16 protein-coding genes and 1 pseudogene are annotated in these 25,300 nt (G+C 71.8%); 13 read left to right on the forward strand and 4 right to left on the reverse strand.

Annotated features, from left to right (window positions below):
* The first annotated feature begins 33 nt into the window (after positions 1-33).
* The 8 genes from JOD54_RS18655 (at position 34) to JOD54_RS18690 (ending at position 7,553) form a co-directional block, all read left to right on the forward strand.
* Positions 34-360 (forward strand): antibiotic biosynthesis monooxygenase family protein, encoded by a 327-nt coding sequence (locus JOD54_RS18655; protein WP_204451756.1) that lies wholly within the window; start codon positions 34-36, stop codon positions 358-360.
* Between the two features lie 60 nt (positions 361-420).
* On the forward strand, positions 421-1,596 hold the full coding sequence (locus JOD54_RS18660; RefSeq protein WP_204451757.1) for an acyl-CoA dehydrogenase family protein: 1,176 nt from the start codon (positions 421-423) through the stop codon (positions 1,594-1,596).
* Positions 1,596-2,606, forward strand: a complete 1,011-nt coding sequence (locus tag JOD54_RS18665) for a s-methyl-5-thioribose-1-phosphate isomerase (protein ID WP_204451758.1) — start codon at positions 1,596-1,598, stop codon at positions 2,604-2,606. Before JOD54_RS18660 ends, JOD54_RS18665 begins: the two co-directional genes overlap by 1 nt.
* Before the next feature lie 42 nt (positions 2,607-2,648).
* A complete protein-coding gene (gene mtnC, locus JOD54_RS18670; protein WP_204451759.1) occupies positions 2,649-3,371 on the forward strand; it encodes an acireductone synthase in 723 nt (240 codons plus the stop codon).
* On the forward strand, positions 3,364-3,981 hold the full coding sequence (mtnB, locus tag JOD54_RS18675) for a methylthioribulose 1-phosphate dehydratase (RefSeq protein ID WP_204451760.1): 618 nt from the start codon (positions 3,364-3,366) through the stop codon (positions 3,979-3,981). The genes mtnC and mtnB overlap by 8 nt, the downstream gene beginning before the upstream one ends.
* A gap of 4 nt (positions 3,982-3,985) precedes the next feature.
* Entirely contained in the window at positions 3,986-4,555 is a 570-nt protein-coding gene (locus JOD54_RS18680) for a 1,2-dihydroxy-3-keto-5-methylthiopentene dioxygenase (protein WP_204451761.1), read from the forward strand.
* A 71-nt stretch (positions 4,556-4,626) separates the two neighbouring features.
* Positions 4,627-7,059 carry an SEFIR domain-containing protein gene (locus JOD54_RS18685; protein WP_204451762.1) on the forward strand — a complete coding sequence of 811 codons (2,433 nt, stop codon included), beginning with the start codon at positions 4,627-4,629 and terminating at the stop codon, positions 7,057-7,059.
* Positions 7,056-7,553 carry an SEFIR domain-containing protein gene (locus JOD54_RS18690; protein WP_204451763.1) on the forward strand — a complete coding sequence of 166 codons (498 nt, stop codon included), beginning with the start codon at positions 7,056-7,058 and terminating at the stop codon, positions 7,551-7,553. Before JOD54_RS18685 ends, JOD54_RS18690 begins: the two co-directional genes overlap by 4 nt.
* Positions 7,554-7,592: 39 nt before the next feature.
* On the opposite strand, the gene JOD54_RS18695 is transcribed toward JOD54_RS18690, so the two are convergent.
* Positions 7,593-8,234 (reverse strand): DUF305 domain-containing protein, encoded by a 642-nt coding sequence (locus JOD54_RS18695; RefSeq protein ID WP_204451764.1) that lies wholly within the window; start codon positions 8,232-8,234, stop codon positions 7,593-7,595.
* 56 nt (positions 8,235-8,290) lie between these two features.
* Entirely contained in the window at positions 8,291-9,067 is a 777-nt protein-coding gene (locus tag JOD54_RS18700) for a lytic polysaccharide monooxygenase (RefSeq protein ID WP_204451765.1), read from the reverse strand.
* 493 nt (positions 9,068-9,560) lie between these two features.
* Between JOD54_RS18700 and JOD54_RS18705 the strand changes: the two genes are divergently transcribed.
* The 4 genes from JOD54_RS18705 to JOD54_RS18720 all read left to right on the forward strand — a co-directional run bounded on the left by JOD54_RS18705 (position 9,561) and on the right by JOD54_RS18720 (position 20,253).
* Positions 9,561-11,621 (forward strand): DNA gyrase/topoisomerase IV subunit B, encoded by a 2,061-nt coding sequence (locus tag JOD54_RS18705; protein WP_204451766.1) that lies wholly within the window; start codon positions 9,561-9,563, stop codon positions 11,619-11,621.
* Positions 11,622-11,690: 69 nt separating this feature from the next.
* Complete coding sequence (locus JOD54_RS18710) at positions 11,691-15,095, forward strand: DNA topoisomerase (ATP-hydrolyzing) (protein ID WP_204451767.1); 3,405 nt, start codon at positions 11,691-11,693, stop codon at positions 15,093-15,095.
* Positions 15,096-15,833: 738 nt separating this feature from the next.
* Complete coding sequence (locus JOD54_RS35600) at positions 15,834-18,548, forward strand: helix-turn-helix transcriptional regulator (protein ID WP_204451768.1); 2,715 nt, start codon at positions 15,834-15,836, stop codon at positions 18,546-18,548.
* A 568-nt stretch (positions 18,549-19,116) separates the two neighbouring features.
* Positions 19,117-20,253, forward strand: coding sequence for a S1 family peptidase (locus JOD54_RS18720; protein WP_204451769.1), 1,137 nt, complete (start codon positions 19,117-19,119; stop codon positions 20,251-20,253).
* Positions 20,254-20,494: 241 nt separating this feature from the next.
* Here JOD54_RS18720 and JOD54_RS18725 read toward each other — a convergent pair whose 3' ends face one another.
* A complete protein-coding gene (locus JOD54_RS18725; protein ID WP_204451770.1) occupies positions 20,495-23,239 on the reverse strand; it encodes a LuxR C-terminal-related transcriptional regulator in 2,745 nt (914 codons plus the stop codon).
* A gap of 420 nt (positions 23,240-23,659) precedes the next feature.
* Between JOD54_RS18725 and JOD54_RS18730 the strand changes: the two are divergent.
* Positions 23,660-24,118: pseudogene (locus tag JOD54_RS18730) on the forward strand (dioxygenase family protein); the annotation flags it as partial.
* 317 nt (positions 24,119-24,435) lie between these two features.
* Here JOD54_RS18730 and JOD54_RS18735 read toward each other — a convergent pair.
* A complete protein-coding gene (locus JOD54_RS18735; RefSeq protein ID WP_307860159.1) occupies positions 24,436-25,239 on the reverse strand; it encodes a GntR family transcriptional regulator in 804 nt (267 codons plus the stop codon).
* Between the last annotated feature and the right edge of the window lie 61 nt (positions 25,240-25,300).

A 25,300-nucleotide genomic window follows, 5' to 3' on the forward strand; every position in this document is an offset into this window, starting at 1 on the left:
ACACCGGCGGTGGTGGCCTGTTTGACTGGACACATGAGCCTCACCACCACGCCTGAGCCGCCTTACTACGCGGTCATCTTCTGCTCGGTGCTCAGTTCCGACGACGAGGGTTACCACGAGACAGCCGATCGGATGTTCGAGCTGGTGGAGGCCTCACCCGGGTTCCTCGGCTACGACTCCGTGCGCGACGCCGATCGGGTGGGGATCACCGTGGCGTACTTCGCCGATGAGGAGTCCATCGCGGTGTGGCGGGAGCAGCCGGAGCACGTCAGGACCAGGGAGCGCGGGCGGACGCAGTGGTATGACGCGTTCCAGGTGCGGGTGGCCAGGGTGGAGCGGGCGTACGGGAGTCCCACATAGCGGTCGCCGCCGCGCCGACCGGCATACTGCCGGGGGAGTACTGAGGACGGCGGGAGTGTGATGGGGCACCAGCGGTGGGTCGAGGTGGCGCGGGACGTGGCCGCGCGGCTGGCGGCCGATGCGGTGGAGCGGGAGCGCAAGGGCGCCGAGCCGCTGGTCGAGGTGGCGTTGTTGCGCGAGAGCGGGCTGTTGCCGCTGCTGGTCCCCGCCGCGCACGGGGGGCACGGGCAGGACTGGGCCGTGGCGCACGCGGTGCTGGCTGAGGTCGCCGCGGCCGACTCGTCCGTGGGGCACCTGCTGGGCTACCACTACCTGCACGTGTGGCGCACCACCCTGTTCGACCGGCCGGACCTGACCGAGGAGCTCAACCGGGCCACCGCCGAGCAGCGCTGGTTCTGGGCCGGTGTCGCGAATCCGCGCGACGACGCCCTCGTGCTGTCCGATGTGGACGGTGGATACCTGGTCGCTGGCCGCAAGTTCTTCGCCACCGGTGCCAGCGTCGCGGACCGGCTGGTGGTCAGCGGGGCGCACGCCACCACCGGCCGCAAGATCACCTTCACCCTCGACGCGACCGCCGGGGGGATCCGCTACCTCGGCGACTGGGACAACCTCGGCCAGCGGCTCTCGGCCAGCGGGGGCGTCGAGTTCACCGACGTCTTCGTCGCCGAGCACGACGTCCTCGGGCCGCAGCCGCTGCCGGGTGACGCCCTCGCGCAGCGCGATTCCCTTGCCCCGCTGGGCTTCCAGCTGGTCCTCAGCCGGGTCCTCGCCGCGATCGGCCGGGGCGCGCTCACCGAGGCCGCCCGCTACACCCGGGAAACCGCGCGCGCCTGGCCCGCTTCCGGTGTCGAGCACGCCACCGACGACCCGCACATCCTCGCGGGGTACGGCAGCCTGTTGTCGCGCCTGGAAGCGGCCGACCTGCTCGTCGACGCCGCCGCGCGAGCATTCGCCGACGCCGCCGCCCGTGGTGACGCGCTGTCGGCCGACGAGCGTGGACGGACCTCGATCCGGGTCTCGCACGCCAAGGTCGTCACCTCCGACCTCGCCGTCGAGATCACCAACCGGCTCTTCGAGTTCACCGGTGCCCGCGCCACCTCCGCCAAGCACGGCATCGACCGCTTCTGGCGCAACGCCCGCACCCTCACCCTGCACGACCCGACCGTCTACAAGGCCGCCGAGGTGGGCAAGCACCTGCTGACCGGCGAGTTCCCCGCGCCGACCGGGTACAGCTGATGCCGAGACCGACCCTGGACGAGAGCGTCAGGCTCGACCCCGAGGCCGTCGCCATCCTCGACCGCAGGCGCTTCCCGTTCGAGCGGGTCTGGGTGCGCTGCGCGACGGTCGAGGAGGTCGCCGTCGCGATCGAGGACATGGTCACCCAGTCCTCCGGTCCGTACTTCGCCGCCCTGTTCGGCATGGTCCTCGCGGCCAGGGACGCGGCGGGACTGCCCGTGGCGGACGCCCGTGCCGCGCTGGACCGGGCCGGTGGGCGCCTGATCGCCAGCCGCGCCACCAACAACCACCTGCGCAAGGCCGTCGCCGCCGTCCTCGCCGAGGTCGACGCCGCCGGGCCGGTCGCGGGGGAGGAGTTGGTCGCCGCGGCCACGCGGGGAGCGGAAGCGGGGGACGCGCTCTACCGCGCCAAGAGCCGCGCCCTCGGCGAGCACAGCGCCAAGCTCCTGCCCGACGGTGCCCGCGTCCTCACCCACTGCTGGGCCGACGCCTACCTGATCGAGACCGTCGCCGCGGCCCAGCGGCTCGGCAAGGACGTGTCGTTCGTCTGCACCGAGACCCGCCCGTACCTGCAGGGCGCCCGGCTCACCGCCGAGACCCTCGCCGAGATGGGCGTCGACACCACGCTGATCACCGACGGCATGGGCGCCTCCGTGCTGCAGCGCGGCCTGGTCGACGTGCTGCTCACCGCCGCGGACCGGGTCACCATGGACGGGCACGTGGTCAACAAGGTCGGCACCCTCGGCCTCGCCGTCGCCGCGCACGCCTTCGGGGTGCCGTTCCTGGCCCAGGTCCAGGCCCCCGACCCGGCCGCGCCGACCGCGGCAGACGTCCCCATCGAGCACCGCGACGGCAGCGAGGTGCTGCACACCCTGGGGGTGCGCACCGCCAGCGACAAGGTCCGCGGCCACTACCCGGCCTTCGACGTGACCCCGCCGCGGTTCGTCACCACCATCGTCACCGACCGCGGCCCCTTCGTCCCCGCCGCCGTCTCCGACTACCACCGCTGATCGCCGCTCGGCGCCCCGTCGCCGTCGGCAGAGAGAGGAACCGTGACCGACACCCTGTCCGCCCAGTGGGTCGTGCTCGACATCGAGGGCACCCTGATGCCGACCGCGGGCGTCCACGTGGTGCTCTACGACTACGCCCGCCCCCGGCTGGGCCCCTGGATCGACGCGCACCCGACCGACCCGGTGGTGGTCTCGGCCGTCGCGCGGACCAAGGCCGAAGCCGGGCTGCCGGACAGCGCCGACACCGCGGCCGTGGTGGCGGTGCTGCACGGGTGGATGGCCGCCGACCGCAAGGCCGCGCCGCTCAAGGACCTCCAGGGCCTCATCTGGCAGGACGGCTACGCCCGCGGCGGCCTCGTCTCCGAGTACTTCCCCGACGTCGTCCCCACCTTGCGCGGCTGGCACGAGGCCGGGCTGAAGCTCGCCGTGTTCTCCTCCGGCTCCGTCGCGGGCCAGATCGCGTCGTTCTCCACGACGACCGAAGGCGACCTGACCACCCTCTTCCGCCACCACTTCGACACGGTCAACGCGGGCCCCAAGCGCGAAGCGGCCTCTTACGCCGCCATCGCCGAAGGCATCGGCGGACCCACCCCGCAGCGGATCGTGTTCCTGTCCGACGTTCCCGCCGAACTCGACGCCGCCGCCGAGGCGGGCTGGCAGACCATCGGCCTAGCCCGCGACGGCGAGCCGTACGCGGGCGCCGACTTCGGTGACCACAGGGTCGCCAAGACCTTCGACGATTTCCGGATCGTGCCCGATGCCTGACCGGGCGACCCAGGCCATCGTCTCCGCGGGCCAGGCCATCGCCGTCGAGTCCGCCCGGTACACGGCGCTGGGCTGGATGCGCGGCACCTCGGGCAACCTGTCGGTGACCCTCGGCCGCGACCCGCTGCGCCTGGCCGTCACCGCCAGCGGCCTGGACAAGGGCGAGCTCACCGCGCACGACGTCGTCGAGGTCGACGGCACCGGAGCCGCCCTGCCCGGGCAGCGCCTGCGTCCCTCCGCGGAGGCGGGCCTGCACGCGCGCATCGCCGCGGTCTCCGGCGCTGGCGCGGTCGTCCACCTGCACATGCTCGCCCCGGTCGTGGCCGCCGAGCGGTGGCCGGACGGCATCGAGCTGCGCGACCTGGAGATGCTCAAGGGCTTCGGCAGGCGCGCGCACGACGACCTGGTGCGCGTCCCGGTCGTGCCCAACTCCCAGGACATGGGCGTGCTCGGTGACGCGTTCGAGGCGGGGTACGACCCCGGGACGCCCGCGCTGGTCGTCGCCAGGCACGGGGTGTACGTGTGGGGGGACGACCTGATGGTCGCCAGGCACCGCGCCGAGTGCCTGGAATGGCTGCTGCGGTTCAAGACCGCCATCGCGGAAGGGTGACCCGATGACCTTGTTGACCGTCTGGCCCGACACCGACCCCGCCACCGTGCTGACCCGCACCCGCGACGAGGCCGAGATCCGGGCCGTCCTGGCCGAGCTCGGTGTCCGCTTCACCCGCTGGCCCGTGGTCGACCTCCCGCGCAACCCGCCGTCCGACGAGGTCATCAAGGCCTACCAGACCCGGGTCGACGAGGTCTCCGCGCGCGAGGGCTACCACTTCGTCGACGCCGTCACCATGACCCCGGTCGACACCGACGCCTGGCGCGAACAGGCCGCCACCGCCCGCGCCAAGTTCCTCTCCGAACACACCCACGACGACGACGAGGACCGCTTCTTCGCCCGCGGCTCCGGCATCTTCTACCTGCACATCGACGGCAAGGTCCACGCCGTCCTGTGCGAGGCGGGCGACCTGCTCAGCGTGCCCGCCAACACCACCCACTGGTTCGACATGGGCACCCGCCCCGACTACATCTCCATCCGCTTCTTCCACGACGACAACGGCTGGATCGCCAACTTCCTCGACGACTCCATCGCCCACCACTTCCCCACCTACGACGAGATCACCGCGCAATAGGATCTTCCCCGCAACGACCCGGTCCACCCCAGCGATGGACCGGGTGGCGGAACAGCAGATCGGGGTGATCAGTGGCGCGTCGGGTGTTGCTCTCCTACGCGCACGAGTCCGAGGAGCACCGCGCGCTGGTCCGCTCGTTCTGGGCGTTCCTGCGCGGCAACGGTGTGGACGCGGTGTTCGACCAGGTCGCCGAAGACCAGCGGCAGGACTGGTCGCTGTGGACGGCCGAGCAGATCCGCGCCGCCGAAGTCGTCCTCTGCGTGGCCTCCCCGCAGTACCGCCACGCCGAGGGCAACGGCGTCCGCTGGGAAGCCCGCCTGATCCGCGCCGAGTTCTACGCCAGCGGCGGCGACCTGCAGAAGTTCGTCCCCGTAGTCCTCCCCGGCCACTCGCCCGACGGCGTCCCCGACTTCCTCGCCCCCGCCACCACCACCGTCTACACCGTCCGCGACCTCACGGTGCCCGGTGCCGAGGACCTGCTCCGCTTCATCCTCCGCAAGCCAAGGCTCGCCAGCCTCCCCCTCGCCGCCGAACCCGACCTGGACACCTGGACCGCGGAGGCCGTCGCCCCCGCGCCCCCCGACCAAGTCATCTCCCCGAACATCGGCGACATGACCCCGGTGGTCGGGCGTGATCAGGAGCTGGCCGACCTGCGCGCCGCCTTCACCGCGCCGAAGAAGGGCCGCGCCCCGGTGGTCCGGGTCCTGACCGGCATGGGCGGGGTCGGCAAGAGCAGCCTCGCCCGCGCCTACGCCGAACAGCACCTGGACGACTACGGCGTGGTCTGGTGGATCCACGCCGAGGATAAGGCCGCCCTCGACCGCCAATATCGCGACCTCCTCGACCTGGTCCGCCCGGCGTCCGAGGCCACCCTGGTCCGCAACCCCGTGCACGCGGTCAACACCTGGCTGTCCGACTACAAACGCCCCTGGCTGCTCATCCTCGACAACGTGCCGAGCACGGCCGCGCTCAACGGCCTCTACCCGGCCAGGGGCAACGGCCACGTCCTGGTGACCAGCCAAGCAGGCCGCTGGCCCAAGCCCGACACCGTCCACCACATTGTCCCCCTACCGCACGCGGCCGCCGTCGAACTGCTCACCACCACCTCCGAAGACACCGACGCCGAGGCGGCCGCGGAACTCGCCGACGAACTCGGCGGTCTCCCCTTGGCCCTCACCCAAGCCGCCGCCTTCGCCGCCACCAACGGCATCGCTCTCGCCACCTACCTGCGCTTCTACCGAGACCGCAGCGCTGATCTGCAGGCCGACAACCAACCCGACGACTACCCCCACACCGTCGCCACCACGTGGCTGTTGGCCATCGAGCGCCTGAGCCCGCTGGCCCGCGAAGTCCTCGACACCATCGCCTACCTCGCCCCGGACGCCATCCCGGTCACGGTGTTGCACCCGTTAGCCGACGAACTGGCCTTGGTCCGCGCCATCGGCGAACTCCGCTCCCACAGCCTGATCACCCGAGGCCCAGAAGCAACGATCTCAGTCCACCGCCTGATCCAATCCGTGACCCGCCACCGCGATGGACTCGCCCACGCCGCTCGGGCAAGGGAGCTGGTTGCCGTCACTCTGCCCAAGCCCGTTCTGGTCCTGGAGACCATGAAGGTGTGGCAGGACCTCCACGCGCACGCCCTCGCCGTGGTAGGTCACCTTCCGGACGACCTGGAGACCTTCGAGCTCCGACTCCGGATCGCGCTGCTGTACGACGACATCGGTGAGCGGCGGATCGCGGAGCTGCAGATCGCGGAGATGGTCGACGAAATGGTGGCGGCCTCGTACGGCGACAGTGCGCTGGTGCTTCGGGCTCGAGCCTCCCTGGCGGTGTGGATAAAGGACTTTGAGCGCGGGCGGTCGCTGCTGGAAGGGATCGCCGAGGAGCAGGCGCTGCTGCTCGACGCCGACCACCCGCACCTGCTGGACACCCGGTACTGGATCGCGCACTGCGTCTTCGAGCTGGGTGAGTACGAGCGTGCCGTGGAGCTGTTCGACGAGGTCGCCTCAGCCCGGGCCCGGGTGCTGGGGCCAAGCGCGTACCGCACCTTGCTTGCCAGGAGCTTCGTCGCCGACGCCGTGTCGGCGCTGGGCCGACCGGAGGAGGCCATCGCCATCTACGAGGAGATCCAAGCCGCGGCGGTCGCCGAGTTCGGGGAGGTCAGCGTGGAGGTCATCGATCTGCAACCGCAGTATGCGGACCTGATCGGCGATGGTGGCAACCCGGTCGCGGCGCGCGACATCTTCACGACCATGGTGGAGCGGCTCGCTACGTTGCGCGGCGAGTTCGACCCGCTGACGATCGGGCTTCACCTGCCCTTGGCGTCCTGGACGGCGATTGCGGGCAATCCGCAGAACGCGGTGCGCATCGTGATTCGCATGCTGACCCTCCTGCGCAGGAGCTTGAGCAAGCAGAACCCGCTGGTGAAGCAGTTCGAAGAGGGACTGCACTCGATCAAGAGTGGCCAAGCCGCGGGCAGGTCGCGGCGGAGGAGGCGATGACGGTGCCGAGGGTGTTCCTCTCCTACGCCCAAGAGGACAACCACAACGAAGTGGTTCAGGGCTTCTGGGAGTTTCTCCGCACCAACGGCATCGACGCCCGCTTGGACCAGCTCGCCGCGGGGGAGCGGCAGGATTGGGTGCTCTGGATGGGGGAGCAGATCCGCGAGGCCGACGTCGTTCTGTGCATTGCCTCTGAGCGGTACCGGGAGCGGGCAGAGGGCCGCGCGAACCCCGACGAAGGCAGGGGTGCCCAGTGGGAGGCCCGCCTGATCCGGGACACCTTCCACGCAAACCAGCACGACCTGCGGCGGTTCGTCCCCGTTGTCCTCCCCGGCCAGTCCACCGCCGGGATCCCCGACTTCCTGGCCCCGTCGACCACCACCTACTACGTGGTCGAGGACTTCACGAAAGAAGGCGCCGAGAAGCTGCTGAGGTTCCTGCTCAAGAAGCCGAAGCTGCTTGACGTCCCGCTCGGTGCACAACCGGATCTGTGACCGTGCGGGTCCCGGAGAAGGCCGGGACCCGCACGGAGCTCACTGCTGGTAGTTCAGCAACTGCTGGATCTGGCCGGTCCGGGACTTGACCACCTTGTCCGCGAACGCCTTCACCTCCGCGCTGGCGCCTTCCTTGCCCTCGGTCAGCGCGAACTCCACCGCGTTGTGCTGGTGGGCGGTCAGCAGTGCGATGAACTGCTTCTCGAACTCGCTGTCGGGCAGTTTCCCCAGCTCGGCCAGTGCCTGGGCGTCGGTCACCGGCATGCCGCCGTGGTGGGAGTGGGCGTTGGGGTCGGGGTTGACGTCGGTGGACTGGGACCAGCCGGAGAGCCACTTCTTCATCTGGCCGACCTCCTGCTCCTGGGTCAGCCGGATGGCGGCGGCCAGGTTGCGCAGGTCTTCGCGGATCGGTCGCTTGTCGGCGAGGTGGATCAGCTCGATGCCGCGGTTGTGGTTGGCGATCGCCATCTGCAGGAACATCACGTCGGCCAGGTTGTAGTCGCTGACGGCGGGGGCGGCGCTGGCGGCGCCGCTCGCGGTGGTCAGCGGGGCCGCGGCCGAGGAGGCCGGGGTGGTGGGCGCCAGGTGGTCGGCGTGGCCCGCCGCGTGGTCGGTGTGGCCGTTGCCCGCGCAGCCCGCGAGCGCGACGAGGCAGGCGGCGGCGATGAGTGGACGTCTCATGGGTGCCTCCTTGGGGGACCCGGTCCGGACCCGCCGAGGCCCGGACCGGGTGGCCATCAGTTCTTGGCCCAGAGAGCCGGGGTGGTGCTCGGCTCCCAGCCCGCCAACGCGGTGTGGGCCTGCAGGCAGCGGTAGGAGCCACCGTTGTAGGTCACGGTCGCGCCTGCCGCGTAGTTGGTGCCCGCCGCCCACGTGCCCGACTGCGGCGGCGTGGTCGTGGTGGTCGGCTGCGTGGTGGTCGTCGTCGGACGAGTGGTGGTCGTCGTCGGCTGCGTGGTCGTGGTGGTCGGCTGGGTGGTGGTGGTGCCACCGCCGCCGACCTGCAGGTCGACGCAGCTGTAGAAGGCCATCGCGGTGTCGGCGATGTTCCACACGGCGAGCAGCTTCACCCGGCCGGACTTGCCGCCCAGGTTGACGGTGTGGGTCTTGGTCGCACCGGGCTGCGCGCCGTTGTCGTTGAAGACCGCGACCCGCTCGCTGCCGATGAAGTATTCCCAGGTCGAGGTCGCGTGCCGGGCGGTGAGCGTCCAGGTGAAGTTCACCGAGTTGCCGACCGAGGCCGCGGGCCAGTTCTTCGACTCGTCGCTGAGCTGGGAGAACTGCGAGAGACCGCCGTGGCAGTTCTTCTGCCCCTTGGGCCCCTCGACGCTCTGCGGCTCGTAGATGACCGGGCCGCAGTTGCTGACCTTGCCCGCCGCGCAGTTGGCCTGGCGGCTGGGCGGGGAGCTGATGTAGCCGTGCGCCGCGGCCTGGCTCGCGGGCAGGGCGACCATCAACAGCGGGGCGATGGTCGCCCCTGCCGCTGCCGCGGCGAATTTGCGCTTGTGCTTCATGGTTGCGTGCTCCTCCACAGGAGTGGACGGCGTTTCCGCGGGCCGCCGTTGGCGACCCGCGCAGGGGTGGAAACGGGGAGCGGGGGACGCCGCTTCCCGTCGGGCGTCGGCCGGACCCGGACGCCGGAGGGGTTGGTGCAGTTCAGCTGGGTCTAGATGTGCTGTGGTCTAGACCATAAACGCGCCTCTGATCACCCGTCAAGACGGCGCCTACCGCCGGGTCGGCGGTAAATTCACACAACCTCGCCCACGGTCGGCCCGGCGCGCAAGCGGCCGGACGGCCTATGTCATCACCAGCTGACCCGGGCGCCCGCGTGGCGCGGACCACCCGGCGCGCCGCGCGCGGCGCGCCACGGTTGTCATGGTGGGCCGATACCCTCCGGTACCTTGGGACACCTGTTCGAGCGGCACCGGTCGCGCGGACGCCGAGCGCGGGTTCGGGGCGGGGACGACCGCCCCGGGGCCGGGACAACAGCAGCGGGAGAACGACCCAGTGACTGCCGAGACCCTGTACGGGGCCGACGACCTCACGCACCTGGAGGGTCTGGAGGCGGTGCGCAAGCGGCCCGGCATGTACATCGGGTCCACCGACAGCCGGGGCATCAATCACCTGTTCACCGAGATCGTCGACAACTCCACCGACGAGGGCGTCGCGGGCCACGCCAGCCGGGTGGTGGTCACCCTGCACGCCGACGGCAGCGTCCAGGTCGACGACGACGGCCGCGGCATCCCCACCGGCGTGCACGCCAAATCCGGTTTGTCCGGTGTGGAGCTGGTGCTGACCAGGCTGCACGCGGGCGGCAAGTTCGGCGGCTCCGGCTACAAGACCTCCGGCGGCCTGCACGGCGTCGGCGCCTCCGCGGTCAACGCCCTGTCGCACCGCTTCGACGTCACCGTCAAGCGCGACGGCAAGGTCTACCGGATGTCCTTTGCGCACGGCGTGCCCGGCGTGTTCGACGGCGACGGGCCCAAGGCGCCGTTCACCCGCCAGTCCGGCCTCGAGGTCGTCGGCAGGATGCGCCGCAACGACACCACCGGCACCTCCAGCCGGTATTGGTACGACGCGCGGTACTTCGAGAACGGCGCCGCGCTCGACGTCGAGTCGGTCCGCGCGAAGCTGCGCAACACCGCGTTCCTGGTCCCCGGCGTCACCTACGTGCTGCGCCAGGAGGACCCCGAGGCGCCCGGCAGGTTCGCCGAGGAGTCCTTCCAGTTCCCCAACGGCCTCGTGGACATGGTCGAGTTCCTCAGCCCTGACGGCGAGCGCGCGGTCTCCGGCACCCTCCTGGTCACCGGCGAGGGCAGCTACCAGGAGAACGCCGCCGACGAGAACGGGGTGATGCGGTCCAAGGTGGAGCGCCGCGCCGAGGTCGAGGTGGCGCTGCGCTGGGGCACCGGCTACGAGCGCACCGTGGAGTGCTTCACCAACACCATCCGCAACGTGCACGGCGGCACGCACCGCAAGGGCTTCGAGCGGGCGGCGGTCAAGGCGCTGCAGGAGGCGATCACCAAGACCCGGGGTCTGCTCAAGCCCAGGGAGGACCCGCCGACCCTCGACGACGTGCTCGAGGGCATGACCGCGGTCGTGCACGTGCGCATCCCCGAGCCGCAGTTCACCTCCCAGACCAAGGACGAGCTGTCCACCGCGGGCATCACCAAGGTCATCCAGGGCGTGGTGGACAAGCACCTGCGCGAGTGGACCGAGGACCGGCGCAGCAAGGCCGAGGCCAAGGTCGTGCTGCAGAAGATCGTCGACGCGGGCCGGGTGCGGATCGCGCAGAAGCAGCAGAAGGACGCCGCGCGCCGCAAGACCGCGCTCGAGGGCGCCGCGATGCCCGCCAAGCTCGTCGACTGCCGCACCACCGGGGTCGCGCGCAGCGAGCTGTTCCTGGTCGAGGGCGACAGCGCGCTCGGCTCGGCGCGGATGGCCAGGGTCTCGGAGTACCAGGCGCTGCTGCCGCTGCGCGGCAAGATCCTCAACGTGCAGAAGGCCAGCCTCGCCGACACCCTGCGCAACGCCGAGATCGCCGCCATCGTGCAGGTGCTCGGCGCGGGCACCGGCCGCACCTTCGACCTGGCCGCGATGCGCTACGGCCGGGTCATCCTGATGGCCGACGCCGATGTGGACGGCTCGCACATCCGGACCCTGCTGATCACCCTGTTCGCCAAGTACATGCGCCCGGTCATCGACGACGGCAGGCTCTACGCCGCGATGCCGCCGCTGCACAAGATCACCACCCGCGGCCGGGGCGCGGAGACGGTCTTCACCTTCACCCAGCGCGAGATGGAGACCACCGTGGCCCGCCTGGAGAAGGCGGGCAGGCAGGTGGTCACGCCGGTGCCCCGGTTCAAGGGCCTCGGCGAGATGGACGCCGACGAGCTGTGGGAGACCACGATGAACCCGGCCACCCGCTCGGTGCGGCGCATCACCATGGGTGACGCCGAGGCCGCCGAGACCGCGCTGGAACTGCTGATGGGGGAGAAGGTGGAGCCGCGGCGCAACTGGCTGGTCGACTCCGCCGCCCGCGTCGACCAGTCCGCCATCGACCTCTGAGACACCCAGCCGCCCGCGCGCACACCCGGCGGGCGCTGACAGCTGAGAGCACGAGAGAGAGCCGCCACCATGGCACGCCGCAAGGCCCCCGCGACCAAGGTCGACCCCACCGCGTTCGACCGCGCGGGCGCGACCGTCGTCGACAACCCGGTGCGCACGGAGATCGAGGACTCCTACCTGGAGTACGCCTACTCGGTCATCCACTCCCGCGCGCTGCCCGACGCGCGCGACGGCCTCAAGCCGGTGCACCGCCGAATCCTGTTCTCCATGCACGAGCAGGGCTACCGGCCCACGCACGCCTACGTGAAGTCCTCCCGCGTGGTCGGCGACTGCTTCGTGCGCGGCGCGCTGGTGTCCACCCCCGGTGGTCTGCGCCCGATCCAGGAGATCGAGCTGGGTGACGCGGTGCTGGACCCGGCCGGGCTGCCGGTGCCGGTGGTGGCCGTGTACGAGAACCCGGTCTCGGAACTGGTCCGCGTGCACTGGACCAATGGGCACAGCATGCTCGTCACCCCGGGCCAGCGGTTCCGGGTCGGCACCGGCGAGTGGGTCGCCGCCCGCGACCTCGCCGGGCACAGCACGGTGGCGGGCAGCGGCGCCCGCGAGGTCACCTTCAGCGACGACGGCTCGGCCTACGTGCTCGGGCTGGTGACGGCGGCGGGAACGGCCGTGGACGGGGACGTCCGGGTCGAGTCGCTGGACTCGGCGCCGGTGGACCTCGTGCACGGGTGGGCGATCGGCGCCGGGCTCGACGCGCGGCGCGACAAGCGCGAGGCCCGCACCCCGACCCAGCGCGACCGGCACATCCTGACCATCGCGGGCGGCCCGCTGCCCCCGCGCGACGCGGTGCCCGCGGTGGTCCTGGCCGACCGGGCGTCATGGGCGCCCTACTTGGCTGGCCTGTTCGACGGCGCCGGGCACGTCCGGCGCGGCGCGGGCCGGATCGCGGGTGTGGCCGATCCGGCGTTGCTGCGCCAGGTGTGGTGCCTGCTCGCTGACCTGGGCATCGACGCCGAGGTGTCGGACCGGGGGATGACCGTGTCCGGCCCGGCCGCCGCCCGGCTGGCGTCGCTGCTGCTGCCCTGGGTGCGCGACGCGCACAAGCACGGTGGTCTGCTGCGGATCGCCGGTCCGGCCGCCGAGCCGGTCACCGTCGCCGCCGTGGTGCCCGCCGGGGAGGGCACCACCTACGACATCCAGGTCGGCTCCGCCGAGCACGCCTTCGTGGTCGAGGGCCACGTGGTGCACAACTGCATGGGCAAGTACCACCCGCACGGCGACACCGCGATCTACGACGCGATGGTCCGCCTCGCCCAGGACTTCTCGCTCAACGCACCGCTGGTCGACGGGCACGGCAACTTCGGCTCACCGGATGACGGCCCCGCCGCCAGCCGCTACACCGAGGCGCGGATGTCCAACGAGGCGATGCTGCTCGTCGGCGAGCTCGGCGAGGACACCGTCGACTTCCGGCCCAACTACGACGGCTCGCTGCTCGAACCGGTGGTGCTGCCAGCGGCGTTCCCGAACCTGCTGGTCAACGGGACCTCGGGCATCGCGGTCGGCATGGCCACCAACATGATCCCGCACAACCTGGGCGAGGTGGTGGCCGCCGCCAGGCACCTGATCACCCACCCGGACGCCGACCTCGACAAGCTGATGGAGTTCATCCCCGGCCCCGACCTGCCCACCGGCGGGCTGCTGCTGGGCCTCGACGAGGTCCGCAAGGCCTACGAGACCGGCCGGGGCGTGGTGCGGATGCGCGCCAAGGTGGAGATCGGCCCGCTGGAGGGCAGCCGCCGCCAGGCCATCACGGTCACCGAGCTGCCCTACCAGGTCGGCTCGGAGAAGATCATCGAGAAGATCACCGAAGAGGTGAACAAGAGCAAGCGGCTCACCGGCATCGCCGACGTCAAGGACCTCACCGACCGGGAGAACGGCACCCGGCTGGTGATCGAGTGCAAGGTCGGGGTGAACCCGCAGGCGCTGCTGTCGGACCTGTACCGGCTGACCCCGATGGAGCAGTCCTTCGGCATCAACAACCTGGTGCTCGTCGACGGGCAGCCGCGCACGCTGGGCCTCAAGGCGCTGCTGGAGGTCTTCCTGCGGCACCGCTACGAGGTGGTCACCCGGCGCACCCGCTACCGCAAGCGCAAGCGCGAGGACCGGCTGCACCTGGTCGAGGGCCTGCTGCTGGCCCTGGTCGACATCGACAAGGTCATCCGCCTGATCCGCGGCAGCGACGACGCCGCGGCCGCGAAGGCGGGCCTGATCAGCCGGTTCAAGCTCTCCGAGATCCAGGCCACCTACATCCTCGACACGCCGCTGCGCCGCCTCACCAAGTACGACAAGCTCGAACTCGAGGAGGAGCAGGAGAAGCTGCGCCGCGAGGTCGAGGAGCTCTCGAAGATCCTCGACGACGACAAGGTGCTGCGCCGGGTCGTGTCGACGGAGCTGGGCAAGGTCGCCAAGGACCGCACCGCCGAGCGCCGCACCTCGCTGGTCGACGGCGACCTCAAGGAGGTGCTGGCCGCCTCAAAGCCCGCCGGGCCGCTGGAGGTCACCGACGACCCGTGCCAGGTGATCCTGTCGGCGACCGGCCTGGTCGCGCGCACCGCCGCCGAGTCGGAGGAGGCCTCCGAGGGCCGCACCCGCAAGGGGCGCGCCCGCCACGACGCGGTCGCGGCGCTGGTGCACTCGACCGCGCGCGGGCAGGTCCTGCTGATCACCAACCGCGGCCGGGCGGTCAAGACCGACGTGCTGCCGCTGCCGGTGCTGCCCGAGCAGAGCGGCACCGTGTCGGTCAGCGGCGGGATGGCCGCCGGCGAACTGGTGCCGCTGTCGACGGGGGAGCGGGTGATCGGCATCGCCCCGCTCGGCGACCAGGCGGCGGGCTCACCCGGCCTGGCGCTGGGTACCCGCCAGGGCGTGGTGAAGGTGTGCGCCCCGGAGTGGCCGGTCCGCTCCGACGAGTTCGAGGTGATCACCCTCAAGGAGGGCGACGAGGTCGTCGGAGCCACCTGGCTGCGCGACGGCTCCGAGACCCTCGTGTTCGTGACGGCCGAGGCGTCCCTGCTGCGCTACGCCGCGTCCCTCGTCCGCCCCCAGGGCCTCAAGGGCGGCGGAATGGCGGGCGTCACCCTGCCCTCCGGCGGCAAGGTCGTCTTCTTCGGCGGCATCCGCATCGACGACCCCGACCACGGCGACCCCTTGGTAGTAACGTCCACCGGCCAGTCCGTCAAGGTCACCCCCTTCGCCGAATACCCCCCCAAGGGCCGAGCCACCGGCGGCGTCCGAGCCCACCGCTTCCTCAAGGGCGAAACCGCCCTGACCCTCGCCTGGATCGGCCCCCGCCCCGCAGGCTCATCCCGCACCGGCTCCGCAATAGAACTTCCCACCCCCGACCCCCGCCGCGACGCCTCCGGCCACCCCCACCCCGGCCCCGACGTCATCGGCCACTTGGTCGAGCGAGCCTAGAAAGGCCCACCAACTCCTGAGCCAGCTCACCGGCTCAGCCCTGCCAGTCCGCCTCGGGCATCGGGGGTCGGCTCGTCGCCTGGCGGCGACCTCGCGACCCGGGCGGTGGGGTGTGGGGGGTGCTCGATGGGGCGAACTTGGTTTGCGCGGGGCCCCTGCGCTACCCGTGGCAGGACCGCAAAGCTGGGGCCGAAAAGCATGGCCCTGTCCGCGCACAACGCTACGGGCACCGCCACCCCACACAAACCAAGTCCGCCCCATCGAGCATTTAGGTGGGCGGCTTCCTGGGAGCGGTGGCCGGGCTGGCGGGGCTGGCTCGGTGGGCTGGGGTGGGTGGGACGGCTCGGGAGATTGTTCTGGCACCACCGCTCCCGGAAGCAGCCCACCCAAACCCAGCCCACCGAGCCAACCCCGCCAGCCCAACCACCCGACTCCGACCACCGAACCCAGCCACTGGACACTCGGACCTTCCGGTGCCAGATGCTCGATGGGGCGGACCTGTTTTGCGTGGGGGAGCGGCAGTCGTAGCGTTGTGCGCTGCAGGGCCATGCTTTTCGGCCCCAGCTTTGCGGTCCTGCCACGGCTGGCGCAGGGGCCCCGCGCAAAACAGGTTCGCCCCATCGAGCACCCCCAACCCACCACGGACCGGGCAGCAATGCCGCAGGCGAGCCGTTGTCCAGCGCCAACCACCTCTGTACTGTGTCGGCACCCATAAACCCAATGAGGTGAGTTGCGCTCGTGATCGGTGCCGTAGTAGGCCGCGACCCACTCCTAGCCGAGATCCACGACCGCCTGTCGCACGGCGGCGGCGTAGTCCTCACCGGCCCCAGCGGCATCGGCAAGACCACCATCCTCGACGCCCTCACCGCCGCACACCCATCAGTCCTCCGCGCCACCGCAGCCGAAGGCGAACGCTGGATCCGCAGCGGCGTCCTCGCCGAACTCCTGGCCCAAGTACCCTCCCCGATCATCGCCGCGCTGCCCGACGAGTTCCGGGCCGCCGCGACCGAGGTCCTCACCGGCCGCCGCGACGACGGTGGGATGCCGTTGCGGCATGCCTGGCACCTGTCGTTGCTTGCCATGGCCGCCAAAGCGCCGGTGCTCGTGCTGCTCGATGACGTCCAGTGGATCGATGCGGTGTCTGCGGAGGTCATCGCCTACGCGGTGCGCCGCATCGGGTCTGCGCCGGTTCGTGGGGTGGTCGCGGGGCGGCTACCCGAGATCGTGCCGCTCGATGACGATGGCCCTAGCGCGATCCCGCCCACCGCGCTCATCCCCGGTCCCGTGCTGCGCTTACCCGTCCCGCCGCTGACCGCCGAAGACCTCGCCGCGCTGTTCGATGCCTACGGACTACCCGCGCGCACTGCCGCTGCGATCCACGCAGACTCGGCGGGCAATCCCTACCTAGCGCTCACCTTGGCTGGCGCGTCCACTGACCGTGAACCTCTCCCGCCCTCCGTGGCCCTCTTAGTCCGGGAACGGTTGGCTCAACTCGCACCGACAGAACGCGAAACCCTGCTCTGGTGCGCTCTCGCATCCCGCCCCACCGTGCGCCTCTTACACCGCGCGGGACGTGGTGATGCTGCTCGCGATATCGCCCGTGCGGCCGAGGTCGGTCTCGTGGTGACCGACGCGGAGAACATCAGGTTCACCCCACCCGCTGCCGCGACTCTTATCGCCGACCTCGCCAACGCCGAGGATCGCGTCGCAGCGCACACTGAACTCGCCGCGGCCGTCACCTTCGATGCCGACCGGGAACGCCACCGCGCGCTGGCTTCCGCGGACCCGGGCGCCGCCGTGGCCCGCTCGCTGGTCGTCGCCGCGGAAAGCGCGCAGCGCCAGGGATCCCGCGACCTCGCCGCCGAGCTGTACCTGCTCGCGGCCGACCGCACCCCGCCCGACCACCAGGTTCACCGCGTGCAGTGGCTGGTCGCGGCCGCCGAGACCGCTGCCGTCGCCGCGCGGCCCGAGTTGGCCCGCCGCGCCGCCGAGGCTGTGTTGGAGGGTGACGCCGCGCCGCTACAGCGGGTCAAGGCGCGGATGGCGTTGATCCACCTCGCGGGCCAGAGCGTCGCCACGGAGCGGGAGTTGTTCGCGCTGGCCATGGCCGACGCGGGGGACTGCCCGCGCTCGGGCGGGTTGCTGCACCTGTGGCAGTCCTGGGCGGCGATGATCAACGGGTGGCCTGCGGAGTCGATCGCCGAGTCCACCAAGTCCGCAGAGCTGGCCCGCGCCGTGGGCGACACCTCCATCGAGGCGATGGCCCTGGCGGGTGTCGCGCTGATGAAGCGCCTGGCAGGCGAACCGGACTTCGACGACCCGCTGCGCGCCGCGCTGGCCCTGCCGCCGCCGGACATGGACGGGTGGCTGCACTTCTCCCCGGTGTACGTCATGGCCCGCTTCGCCGCGCTCGACGAACGGCTCGAGGACGCCCGCGCCATGTTCCTGGGCATGCTCGGCATGGTCGAGCGCGGCGCGGTCGAGGAACTGGTCAACGTGCTCAGCGCCCTCGCCGAGGTCTCCACCAGGATGGGCCGCTGCCGCGACGCCGTGGACTACGCCGCCCGTGCACAACGCATCTGCGGCCAGGCCCGGCTCAGTCCAGGACCCGGGTGGTACACCAGCGCGATGGCGGAACTGGCCGGTGGCAGCGTCGACCGCGCACTCACCTACGCCGAGCGCGGTGTGCGGGCTTCGGAGCAGGAGTCCGATCTCGTGTACTTGCGCAGGCACCTGCACTTGCTCGGCCAAGCCCTACTGCGCACGGGTAGGCCTAGCGAGGCCGTCGCCGCACTACGCCGCGTCCCTGAGCTCGAGGCGCCGCGCGGTATCCGCGACCCTACGATGTTGCGCTGGCACAGCGACTTGGTCGCTGGCCTAGTGGCGACCGGTGAGCTCGACGAGGCGGCTGACTTGCTCGTCGACTGCCGCGACCGCTTGACCAGGGTCCCCGAACCCGCTGGCGTGGCCGCGCAACTCGACCGCGCCGAGGCGTTCCTGCAGGCCGCCCGCGGCGACACCGACTCCGCGGTGGACCTGTTGCGCGGAGCCGAATCGGTGTTCACCGCGTTGGGTCAGCCGCTGGAGACCGGGCACTGCCTGCTCGTGCGCGCCCGCGTCGAACGCGGCAGGCGCCGCTACGCCGCGGCCCGCGAACCCGCCCGCCGCGCGGTAGCCCTGTTCACCGCCGCCGAGGCGACCCCGTGGACCGAGCACGCCGAGCGGATGCTCGCCCGGCTCGCCGGGGCCGTTGACGCCGGGCGCCCGCGCAGCGAGCTGACCGGCACGGAGGCCCGCATCGCCGAGATGGTCGCCGAGGGCGCCACCAACCGGGAGATCGCCGACCGCCTGTTCATCAGCGTCAAGACCGTCGAGGCGGCCCTCACCAGGGTCTACCGCAAACTCGGCATCCGCTCCCGCACCCAGTTGGCGGCGCACCTGCGCGAGGGGTGAGCGGCGAGGGTTTCCCCCGATGACCGCGCGCCTCGGCGCCACCTACGGTTGGCGCCAACAGGTCGGACCTCCTCGAAAAGCCCCGTTGAACAGGTGCGGTGCTGGGCGGTGAATGTCGGTGCCACCGGCGTCCGGATCGTCGGTGGCGGATTTCGGCTGTCGGATTCCCGGTGGTCGGATCGACCTGGCCGTGTGTGCGGACCCCGTCGGCGTACTCATCCTTGCGCCCGAGGTCGGCGGGGTCCGCGCCGCGTGTGGAAGCCTTGACGGTCCAGGCATTCACAGTTAACTCCGGTGCCCGGTCGCCCGTGGTGACCGTGGTCCATTCCGGTGGTCGTTGAAGGCGAAATCGCTTCGGACTGAATGGGAAATGCGCTGGATATCGCCTGTTTTCCCACTGCGCGCATATCCGGTAACAAGTTCCCCTTGCCCTGTGCTGTCACCACGAGCACCATTCGGAACACCACCGGATACGTCGCGAGTGAGGGCTTAGCGCATTCGGTGGCAACACTCGGGCCCGTGTCGATGGGGCCTGTTTTCCCCTGCATCTCCCACCGTTGGAGCACATGTGAAACGCACACTCATCGCCGCAGTGGTGTTGACCGCCGCGGCGGGCGCCGTGGCCGCCGTCCCCGCTTTCGCGGGCCAGCAGGCCGCTCCCGCCGCCGACACCGCGGGTGTCTCCGCCGAGGTCCTCAGCGCCATGGAGCGCGACCTCGGCCTGTCCCGCGACGCCGCGCTGGCCCGGCTCGACAGCGAGACCAAGGCCACCGCGCTCGAGGCCGACCTGCGCGGGCGGCTCAGCGACTCCTTCGGCGGCGCCTACTACAACGCGGGCACCGGCAAGCTCGTCGTCGGCGTCACCGACGCGGGCAAGGCCGCCCAGGTCCGCGCGGGCGGCGCCGACGCGACCGTGGTGCGCCACAGCGCCCGCCACCTCGACGCCACCGCCGCCGGGCTCGACACCAAGACCGCGCCCACCGGCGTCACCGGCTGGTACGTCGACGTCCAGCGCAACACCGTCACCCTGACCACCGCGCGGGGCACCGCCGCGGCCGCGAAGGACTTCGTGGCCACCTCGGGCCTCGACGCCTCGGCCATCACGGTCGTGGAGTCCACCGAGTCGCCCCGCCCGCTCTACGACGTGCGCGGCGGCGACGCCTACTACATCGGCTCCGGCTCGCGCTGCTCGGTCGGCTTCTCGGTGCAGGGCGGCTTCGTCACCGCCGGGCACTGCGGCCGCTCGGGCGCCACGACCAAGGGCTCCAACCAGGTCGCCCAGGGCACCTTCGCCGGGTCCTCCTTCCCCGGCAACGACTACGCCTGGGTCCGCACCAACACCAACTGGACCCCGCGCGGCGTCGTCAACCGCTACAGCGGCTCCACCACCGTCGCGGTCAAGGGCGGCACCGAGGCCGCGGTCGGCGCGTCCATCTGCCGCTCCGGCTCCACCACCGGCTGGCGCTGCGGCACCGTCCAGGCCAAGAACCAGAGCGTCAACTACCCGCAGGGCACCGTGAGCGGCCTGATCCGCACCAACGCCTGCGCTGAGCCCGGCGACTCCGGCGGCTCGTGGCTCTCGGGCAACCAGGCCCAGGGCGTCACCTCCGGCGGCTCCGGCAACTGCTCCTCCGGTGGCACCACGTACTTCCAGCCCCTGACCGAGATCCTCTCCGTCTACGGCCTGCGCCTCGTCACCAGCTGACGCACCCGCACCAGGACCCGGGCGCCCTCACGGGCGCCCGGGTTCGCTTGTCCGCTGGGGGATTGATCGCAGGGCAGGCAGGTCCGGGCGCGGGCTGCTTGCGGGGCGAGGGCCACGGAGTCTTCGGTGTGGCGCCTCCAGTGCGAGCAGCGCCTGTCCTCCTGTGCGGCTGGTGCGTCGTCTGGTGGCACCGGTTTTCACCGGGGTGGCGGGTGTTCGGCCCGTCCGCCAGCAGGGCGGGTCAGTCGCAGGGGAGGTCGGTCCTGGTGCGGACGCCGCATTTGCGGAGGGCGTTGGCGACGTGGTCCTCCACCGTGCGGACCGAGATGAACAGGGCCTCCGCGATCTCCTTGTTCGTACTACCCCGCGCCGCCATCCGCGCCACCGCTGCTTCCCGGGGTGACAAGGCGTCCCCGTATCCCCTCCTGCCGCCTCGGTGGCGGGGGGTGATGCCGTGTTTGCGCAGGACCTGGGCGCAGCGGGCGGCGTCCCAGCGGGCGCCCAGGTCGGTGAAGCCCGCGACCACGTCCAGCATCGGCTGCTTGTCCCCGCCTGCCAGCCGCACTTCCGCGAACGCCTCCCGGGCCTGCAGCAGCGCGTACGGGCGCCCCATCGCCTCGTACTCGCCCTGGGCCGCGGCGAACAGGTCCGCCGCCTTGGCCCTGGTCGCGACATACCCGGCGGCTTGCAGCGCGGCGGCGCCCGCGGCGGGGGCGTCCCGGTCGAGGACGGCCTCGGCGAACTCGCGGTGCAGCGCGATCGCCCCGGTGCGGTCCCCGACGGCCACCATCGCCGCGCACGCGGGGGGCACGATCGCCGTCGCCCACACCCAGTTCCCGTGGCGGCGGACCACGGTCAGCGCGGGCCCCAGCAACGCCACCGCCTCGTCCGCGCGGCCACCGGAGAGCGCGATCCTGGCCCGGGCCGCCATCGCCGCGGTCAGCAGCGGGATGGTCAGCGGGGCGTTGTGGTCGGTGATCGCCCGCAGGTCCACCTCGGCGTCGGCCAGCGCCCCGGTGGCCAGCGCCAGTTCCGCCGACACCAGCCGCGCCTCGGTGTCGAGCATCGGCAGCCGGTGCGCCCCCGCGCCCGCCCGCACGTGCCCGACCCGCTCGGCCAGGTCCGTCCACCGACCGGCGGCGAAGTCCAGCCGCGACCGGGTCCCGGCGACCAGCCGGTTGGTGTAGAGGCTCGAGTCCTCGTCGACCAGGGTCGGGATCAGCGCGAGCAGTTCCCGCGCCCGCGCGTCGTGCCCCAGCCACACCGCCGCGTCGGCGCCGTTGCTGGCCCCGCGCAACAGGTGCAGCCGGGCCTCCGGTGTCGACCCGCGCGCCAGCGCCGCCCGCCACACCGCCCAGCCGTCCGGGTCCCCCGAGTACATCAGCACCGAGGCGTGGTTGACGTGCACCGCGGTGTGCACGGCGTGGTCGTCGAACGAGCCGAGCATGTCCAGCGCCCGCTTCGCCCAGGCCAGGTGCTCGGTGATCGTGCCGGAGGTGAACGACGGGATCGCCAGCGCCGCCATCGCCCTGGCCGCCAGGTCCGGTCGCGCGTCGAGTTCGCCGACGGCGGTGCGCAGTTGCTCGCGCCCCGCCCCCGCCTCCCCGGTCTGCGACACCAGCAGCATGCCCAGCCCGAACCGGATCTCGCCGCGCAGCCCCTCCGGCAGGTCGGGCACCGCGAGCACCGACCGCAGCGCCGCCACCGCCTCGTTGTGGCGCAGACCGGGTTGCGCTGCCCGGCTCAGCAGCGCCGCGACCCTGGCCCTGGTCGGGACATCGATGCCGGACCCGGCCACCACATCGGCCAGCAGGTCCACCGCGGTGTCCCCGTCGCCCAAGGCGACCGCCCTGGTCGCGGCGGCCTCGGCGTGGCGGACCCAGTCGGCGACCAGCCCGGCGTGCTTGCAGTGCCTGGCCAACCTGGCGTGCGGCACCGGGTTGGCCTCGGCGAGCGCCGCCGCCGCGGCTCGGTGCGCGCGGCGCAGTTCGTCGGGGGCGAGCAGGTCGATCACCGCGCGGGTCGCCAGCGCGTGCCGGGTGGCCAGCAGCCCGGGCGCGCACTGCCGGAGCAGGCCGTGCGCGAGGGCACGGTCGATCGCCCCGGCCGCGGTGGGCCTGTCCAGCCCGGCGACCCGGCTCAGCAGGTGTTCGTCCACCGGCGCGGCCAGGGTGGCCGCGGCGGCGACCACGTCACGTACCGCGGCGGGCAGTGCCGCCAACCGTTCCGCGATCGACCCGCGCAGGGCCACCGGCGCGGTCAACCGGTCCAGCACCGACCGCGGCGCGTCGGCCAACCGGGGCGCGGGTTCGGCGGGCAGCGCCCGGCACACCTCCTCGACCACGAACGGCACGCCACCGGTCAACTCGTGTAGACGTGTGGCGAACTCGTCGGTGACCTTGGTCAGCCCGAGCAGCGCCGCGGCGAGCTCACCGACGTCGGCGACCCGCAGCGGGCGCACCGTCGTCTCCACCGCGCGCGCCCACCGGGGCAGGTACCCGGCCAGGTCGACCACCGGCCGCTCGGTGCGCACGTTCTCCGGCCGGTAGGTCACCAGCAGCTTCAACCTCGGCGGTAGCCCGCGGCACAGGAACCGCAGGAACTCGTAGGTCGTCTCGTCGGACCAGTGCAGGTCTTCCACGACGAGCACCGCCGGTCCCAGTTCGGCCAGACCCGCGCGAACTCTGGGAAAAACGTCCACCCGGTCCACCCGACCCACCGGCGGGCTGAACACGTCCAGACCTTTCAGCGCGTCGAGCACCGGGCCAAGTGGGAACGGCTCGCGCAGCGGCGGGCACTCACCGACCAACCAGTGGTGCCCGAGCAGGTCGGGGTGTCCGCGCAACTCGTCGACCATGCGGCTCTTGCCGATCCCCGCCTCGCCCGCGACCAGCAGGAGCGCGGGCGCGGTCGCCGAGGACAGCCGGGCCAGCTCGCTCGCGCGGCCGACCAGCGGCGCGCGGTCGACCGGTGGTGATCTGTCCACAGTGGTTCCCAGAGGAGCCGTTTCCATGCTGCACCTTTTGCCGGGGGCGAACGACTCGCGGAGCCCGGAGGCGTGCGTTCACCACGGATCCGCTCACGGTAGCGCCTGAGTTAAGCCCGTATCACCACGGATTGCAACGGGTCTGTCACTGCAACAGCATCGTCTGTGCCAATCCGTGACGATCGCCAACCCGGTGGTCTCGTCGTAGGAGGTACTCCCGAAGTGACTGAACTCCCACCCCTGGAAGAAGCGGGCGAGGGCAACATCACCCGCAAGCGCCTGCTGCAGCTCGGTGCCCTCGTGGTTCCCGCCGCTGGGCTCATCGGCGCCACCGCCGCGGGCGGTTTCGCCGCGGCCAGCCCCGCCGACGTCCGCCCGGACGGCGCCGAGGCGCTCAACCTGGCCTGCACCCCCGGCCAGCAGACCACCATCGCGCAGACCGAGGGCCCGTACTTCAAGCCGGGTTCCCCGCAGCGCACCAGCCTGATCCAGCCCGGCACCACCGGGACCAGGCTGACCGTGAGCGGCTACGTTTTCAGCCGCTCGTGCAGGCCGCTGGCCAACGCGCTGCTGGACTTCTGGCAGGCCGACAGCCGGGGCGCCTACGACAACTCCGGCTACACCTTCCGCGGCCACCAGTACACCGACGCCAACGGCAAGTACACCCTGACCACGATCGTGCCCGGCCTCTACCCCGGCCGCACCCGGCACATCCACGTCAAGGTGCAGAACCCCGGCGGTCGGATCCTCACCACGCAGACGTACTTCCCCGGTGAGCCGCGCAACAACACCGACACCATCTACGACCCGCGGCTGCTGATGAACGTCCGCACGGTCGGTTCGGCGAAGGAAGCCACCTTCGACTTCGTGCTGAACGTGGCCTGATGAACGACCACCGCGCTCCGGTGTGGACAGTCCGAGGGCTGTGCGCGCCAGGCGCGGCACCACGTCCGACGGCGTGACCCGCCGCCGGTCGACGCCACCCGACGCGGCGGAAAACCGAAGGCGGACCGTGCACCTACGCCTCGCGCCCCGCCACCGCCCGCGTCGGGCCCGGCGGCACGGCGGTACAGGTGTTGACGTCGGGCTCGCGGTCGCCCCCGAGCCGGACCGGCCGGGGAACGGCCACGGGGGTAGGGGCGCCGGGCACAGCAGGGCCCGGCGCCCCGTCTCTACGCCTGGAGAGAAAACCCAGCTCACCGCGACCAGTCGGCCCTGTGGTGTCCACTGTGGACGTCGAGCTGGTAGCCCTTGGCGGAAAACCGCGCCAGCACGCTGAACCGGTCGCCGCGCACCACCGTGTGCCGCCACTCCACCGGGGTCCGCTCGGCAAGGCCGAGCCGGTCGATGGCCAGCGCCGCGGTGGTCTCCGGTGTCGCCAGCAACCGCCGCTCACCCGGGGTCGGCAGCACCGCGCGGATGCGCTCCTGCCCGCCGGTGAGCCGGATCCCGCACCGGCTGTCGAGTTCGCGGTACAGCGAGGTCTCGGCGAAGTCCGCCTCGCGCAGCGCCGCGGTCAGCGCGTACGGCAGCCACACCCGGTCCACCGCCAGCGGTGCCCCGCCCGCGAACCGCACCCGCTCCAGGTACAGCAGCGGCGTCGACTCCTCCAGCCCCAGCTTGCTGGCCACCACCCCGTCGGCGCGCACGTCGAGCGTGCGGACCTGGCTGTAGGCGCTCATCCCGCTGTCGCGCACCGACGCGAACAGGCTGTAGAGCGCCCCGAGCGGCTGGGTGATCTCGGTCTGCCTGCCCAACCTCGGCGGGTGCCCGCGCCCGGCGACCACGGTGCCGTCGGCGCGCAGCCTGCGCAGCGCCTCGCGCACCGTGTTGCGGCTGACCGCGTACTCCGCGGCCAGCGCCAACTCGCCGGGGAAGGCGTGCTCGAACTCGCCGCCCTCGACCCGGCGCAGCAGGTCGGCGTGCAGTTGCGCCCACAGCGGGGTGGACAGCGTGCGGTCGAGCCGGGTCGCACCGGGGCGGTCGACGGCCGGGATCACCCCCGCTCACCCCCTCGAGTCCGCGCGGATCGGTCCCGGTCGAACCTAGCAGGTGGGTGCG

Source organism: Actinokineospora baliensis (assembly GCF_016907695.1).
In the GTDB taxonomy this organism is placed as follows: Bacteria; Actinomycetota; Actinomycetes; order Mycobacteriales; family Pseudonocardiaceae; genus Actinokineospora; species Actinokineospora baliensis.

Coding starts and splice junctions, on each gene's coding strand:
- JOD54_RS18710 (WP_204451767.1), top strand. CDS start 11,691: ATGGCACGCCGCAAGGCCCCCGCGACCAAGGTCGACCCCACCGCGTTC.
- JOD54_RS18655 (WP_204451756.1), top strand. CDS start 34: ATGAGCCTCACCACCACGCCTGAGCCGCCTTACTACGCGGTCATCTTC.
- JOD54_RS18695 (WP_204451764.1), bottom strand. CDS start 8,234: ATGAGACGTCCACTCATCGCCGCCGCCTGCCTCGTCGCGCTCGCGGGC.
- JOD54_RS18660 (WP_204451757.1), top strand. CDS start 421: ATGGGGCACCAGCGGTGGGTCGAGGTGGCGCGGGACGTGGCCGCGCGG.
- JOD54_RS18680 (WP_204451761.1), top strand. CDS start 3,986: ATGACCTTGTTGACCGTCTGGCCCGACACCGACCCCGCCACCGTGCTG.
- mtnB (WP_204451760.1), top strand. CDS start 3,364: ATGCCTGACCGGGCGACCCAGGCCATCGTCTCCGCGGGCCAGGCCATC.
- JOD54_RS18690 (WP_204451763.1), top strand. CDS start 7,056: ATGACGGTGCCGAGGGTGTTCCTCTCCTACGCCCAAGAGGACAACCAC.
- JOD54_RS18700 (WP_204451765.1), bottom strand. CDS start 9,067: ATGAAGCACAAGCGCAAATTCGCCGCGGCAGCGGCAGGGGCGACCATC.
- JOD54_RS18665 (WP_204451758.1), top strand. CDS start 1,596: ATGCCGAGACCGACCCTGGACGAGAGCGTCAGGCTCGACCCCGAGGCC.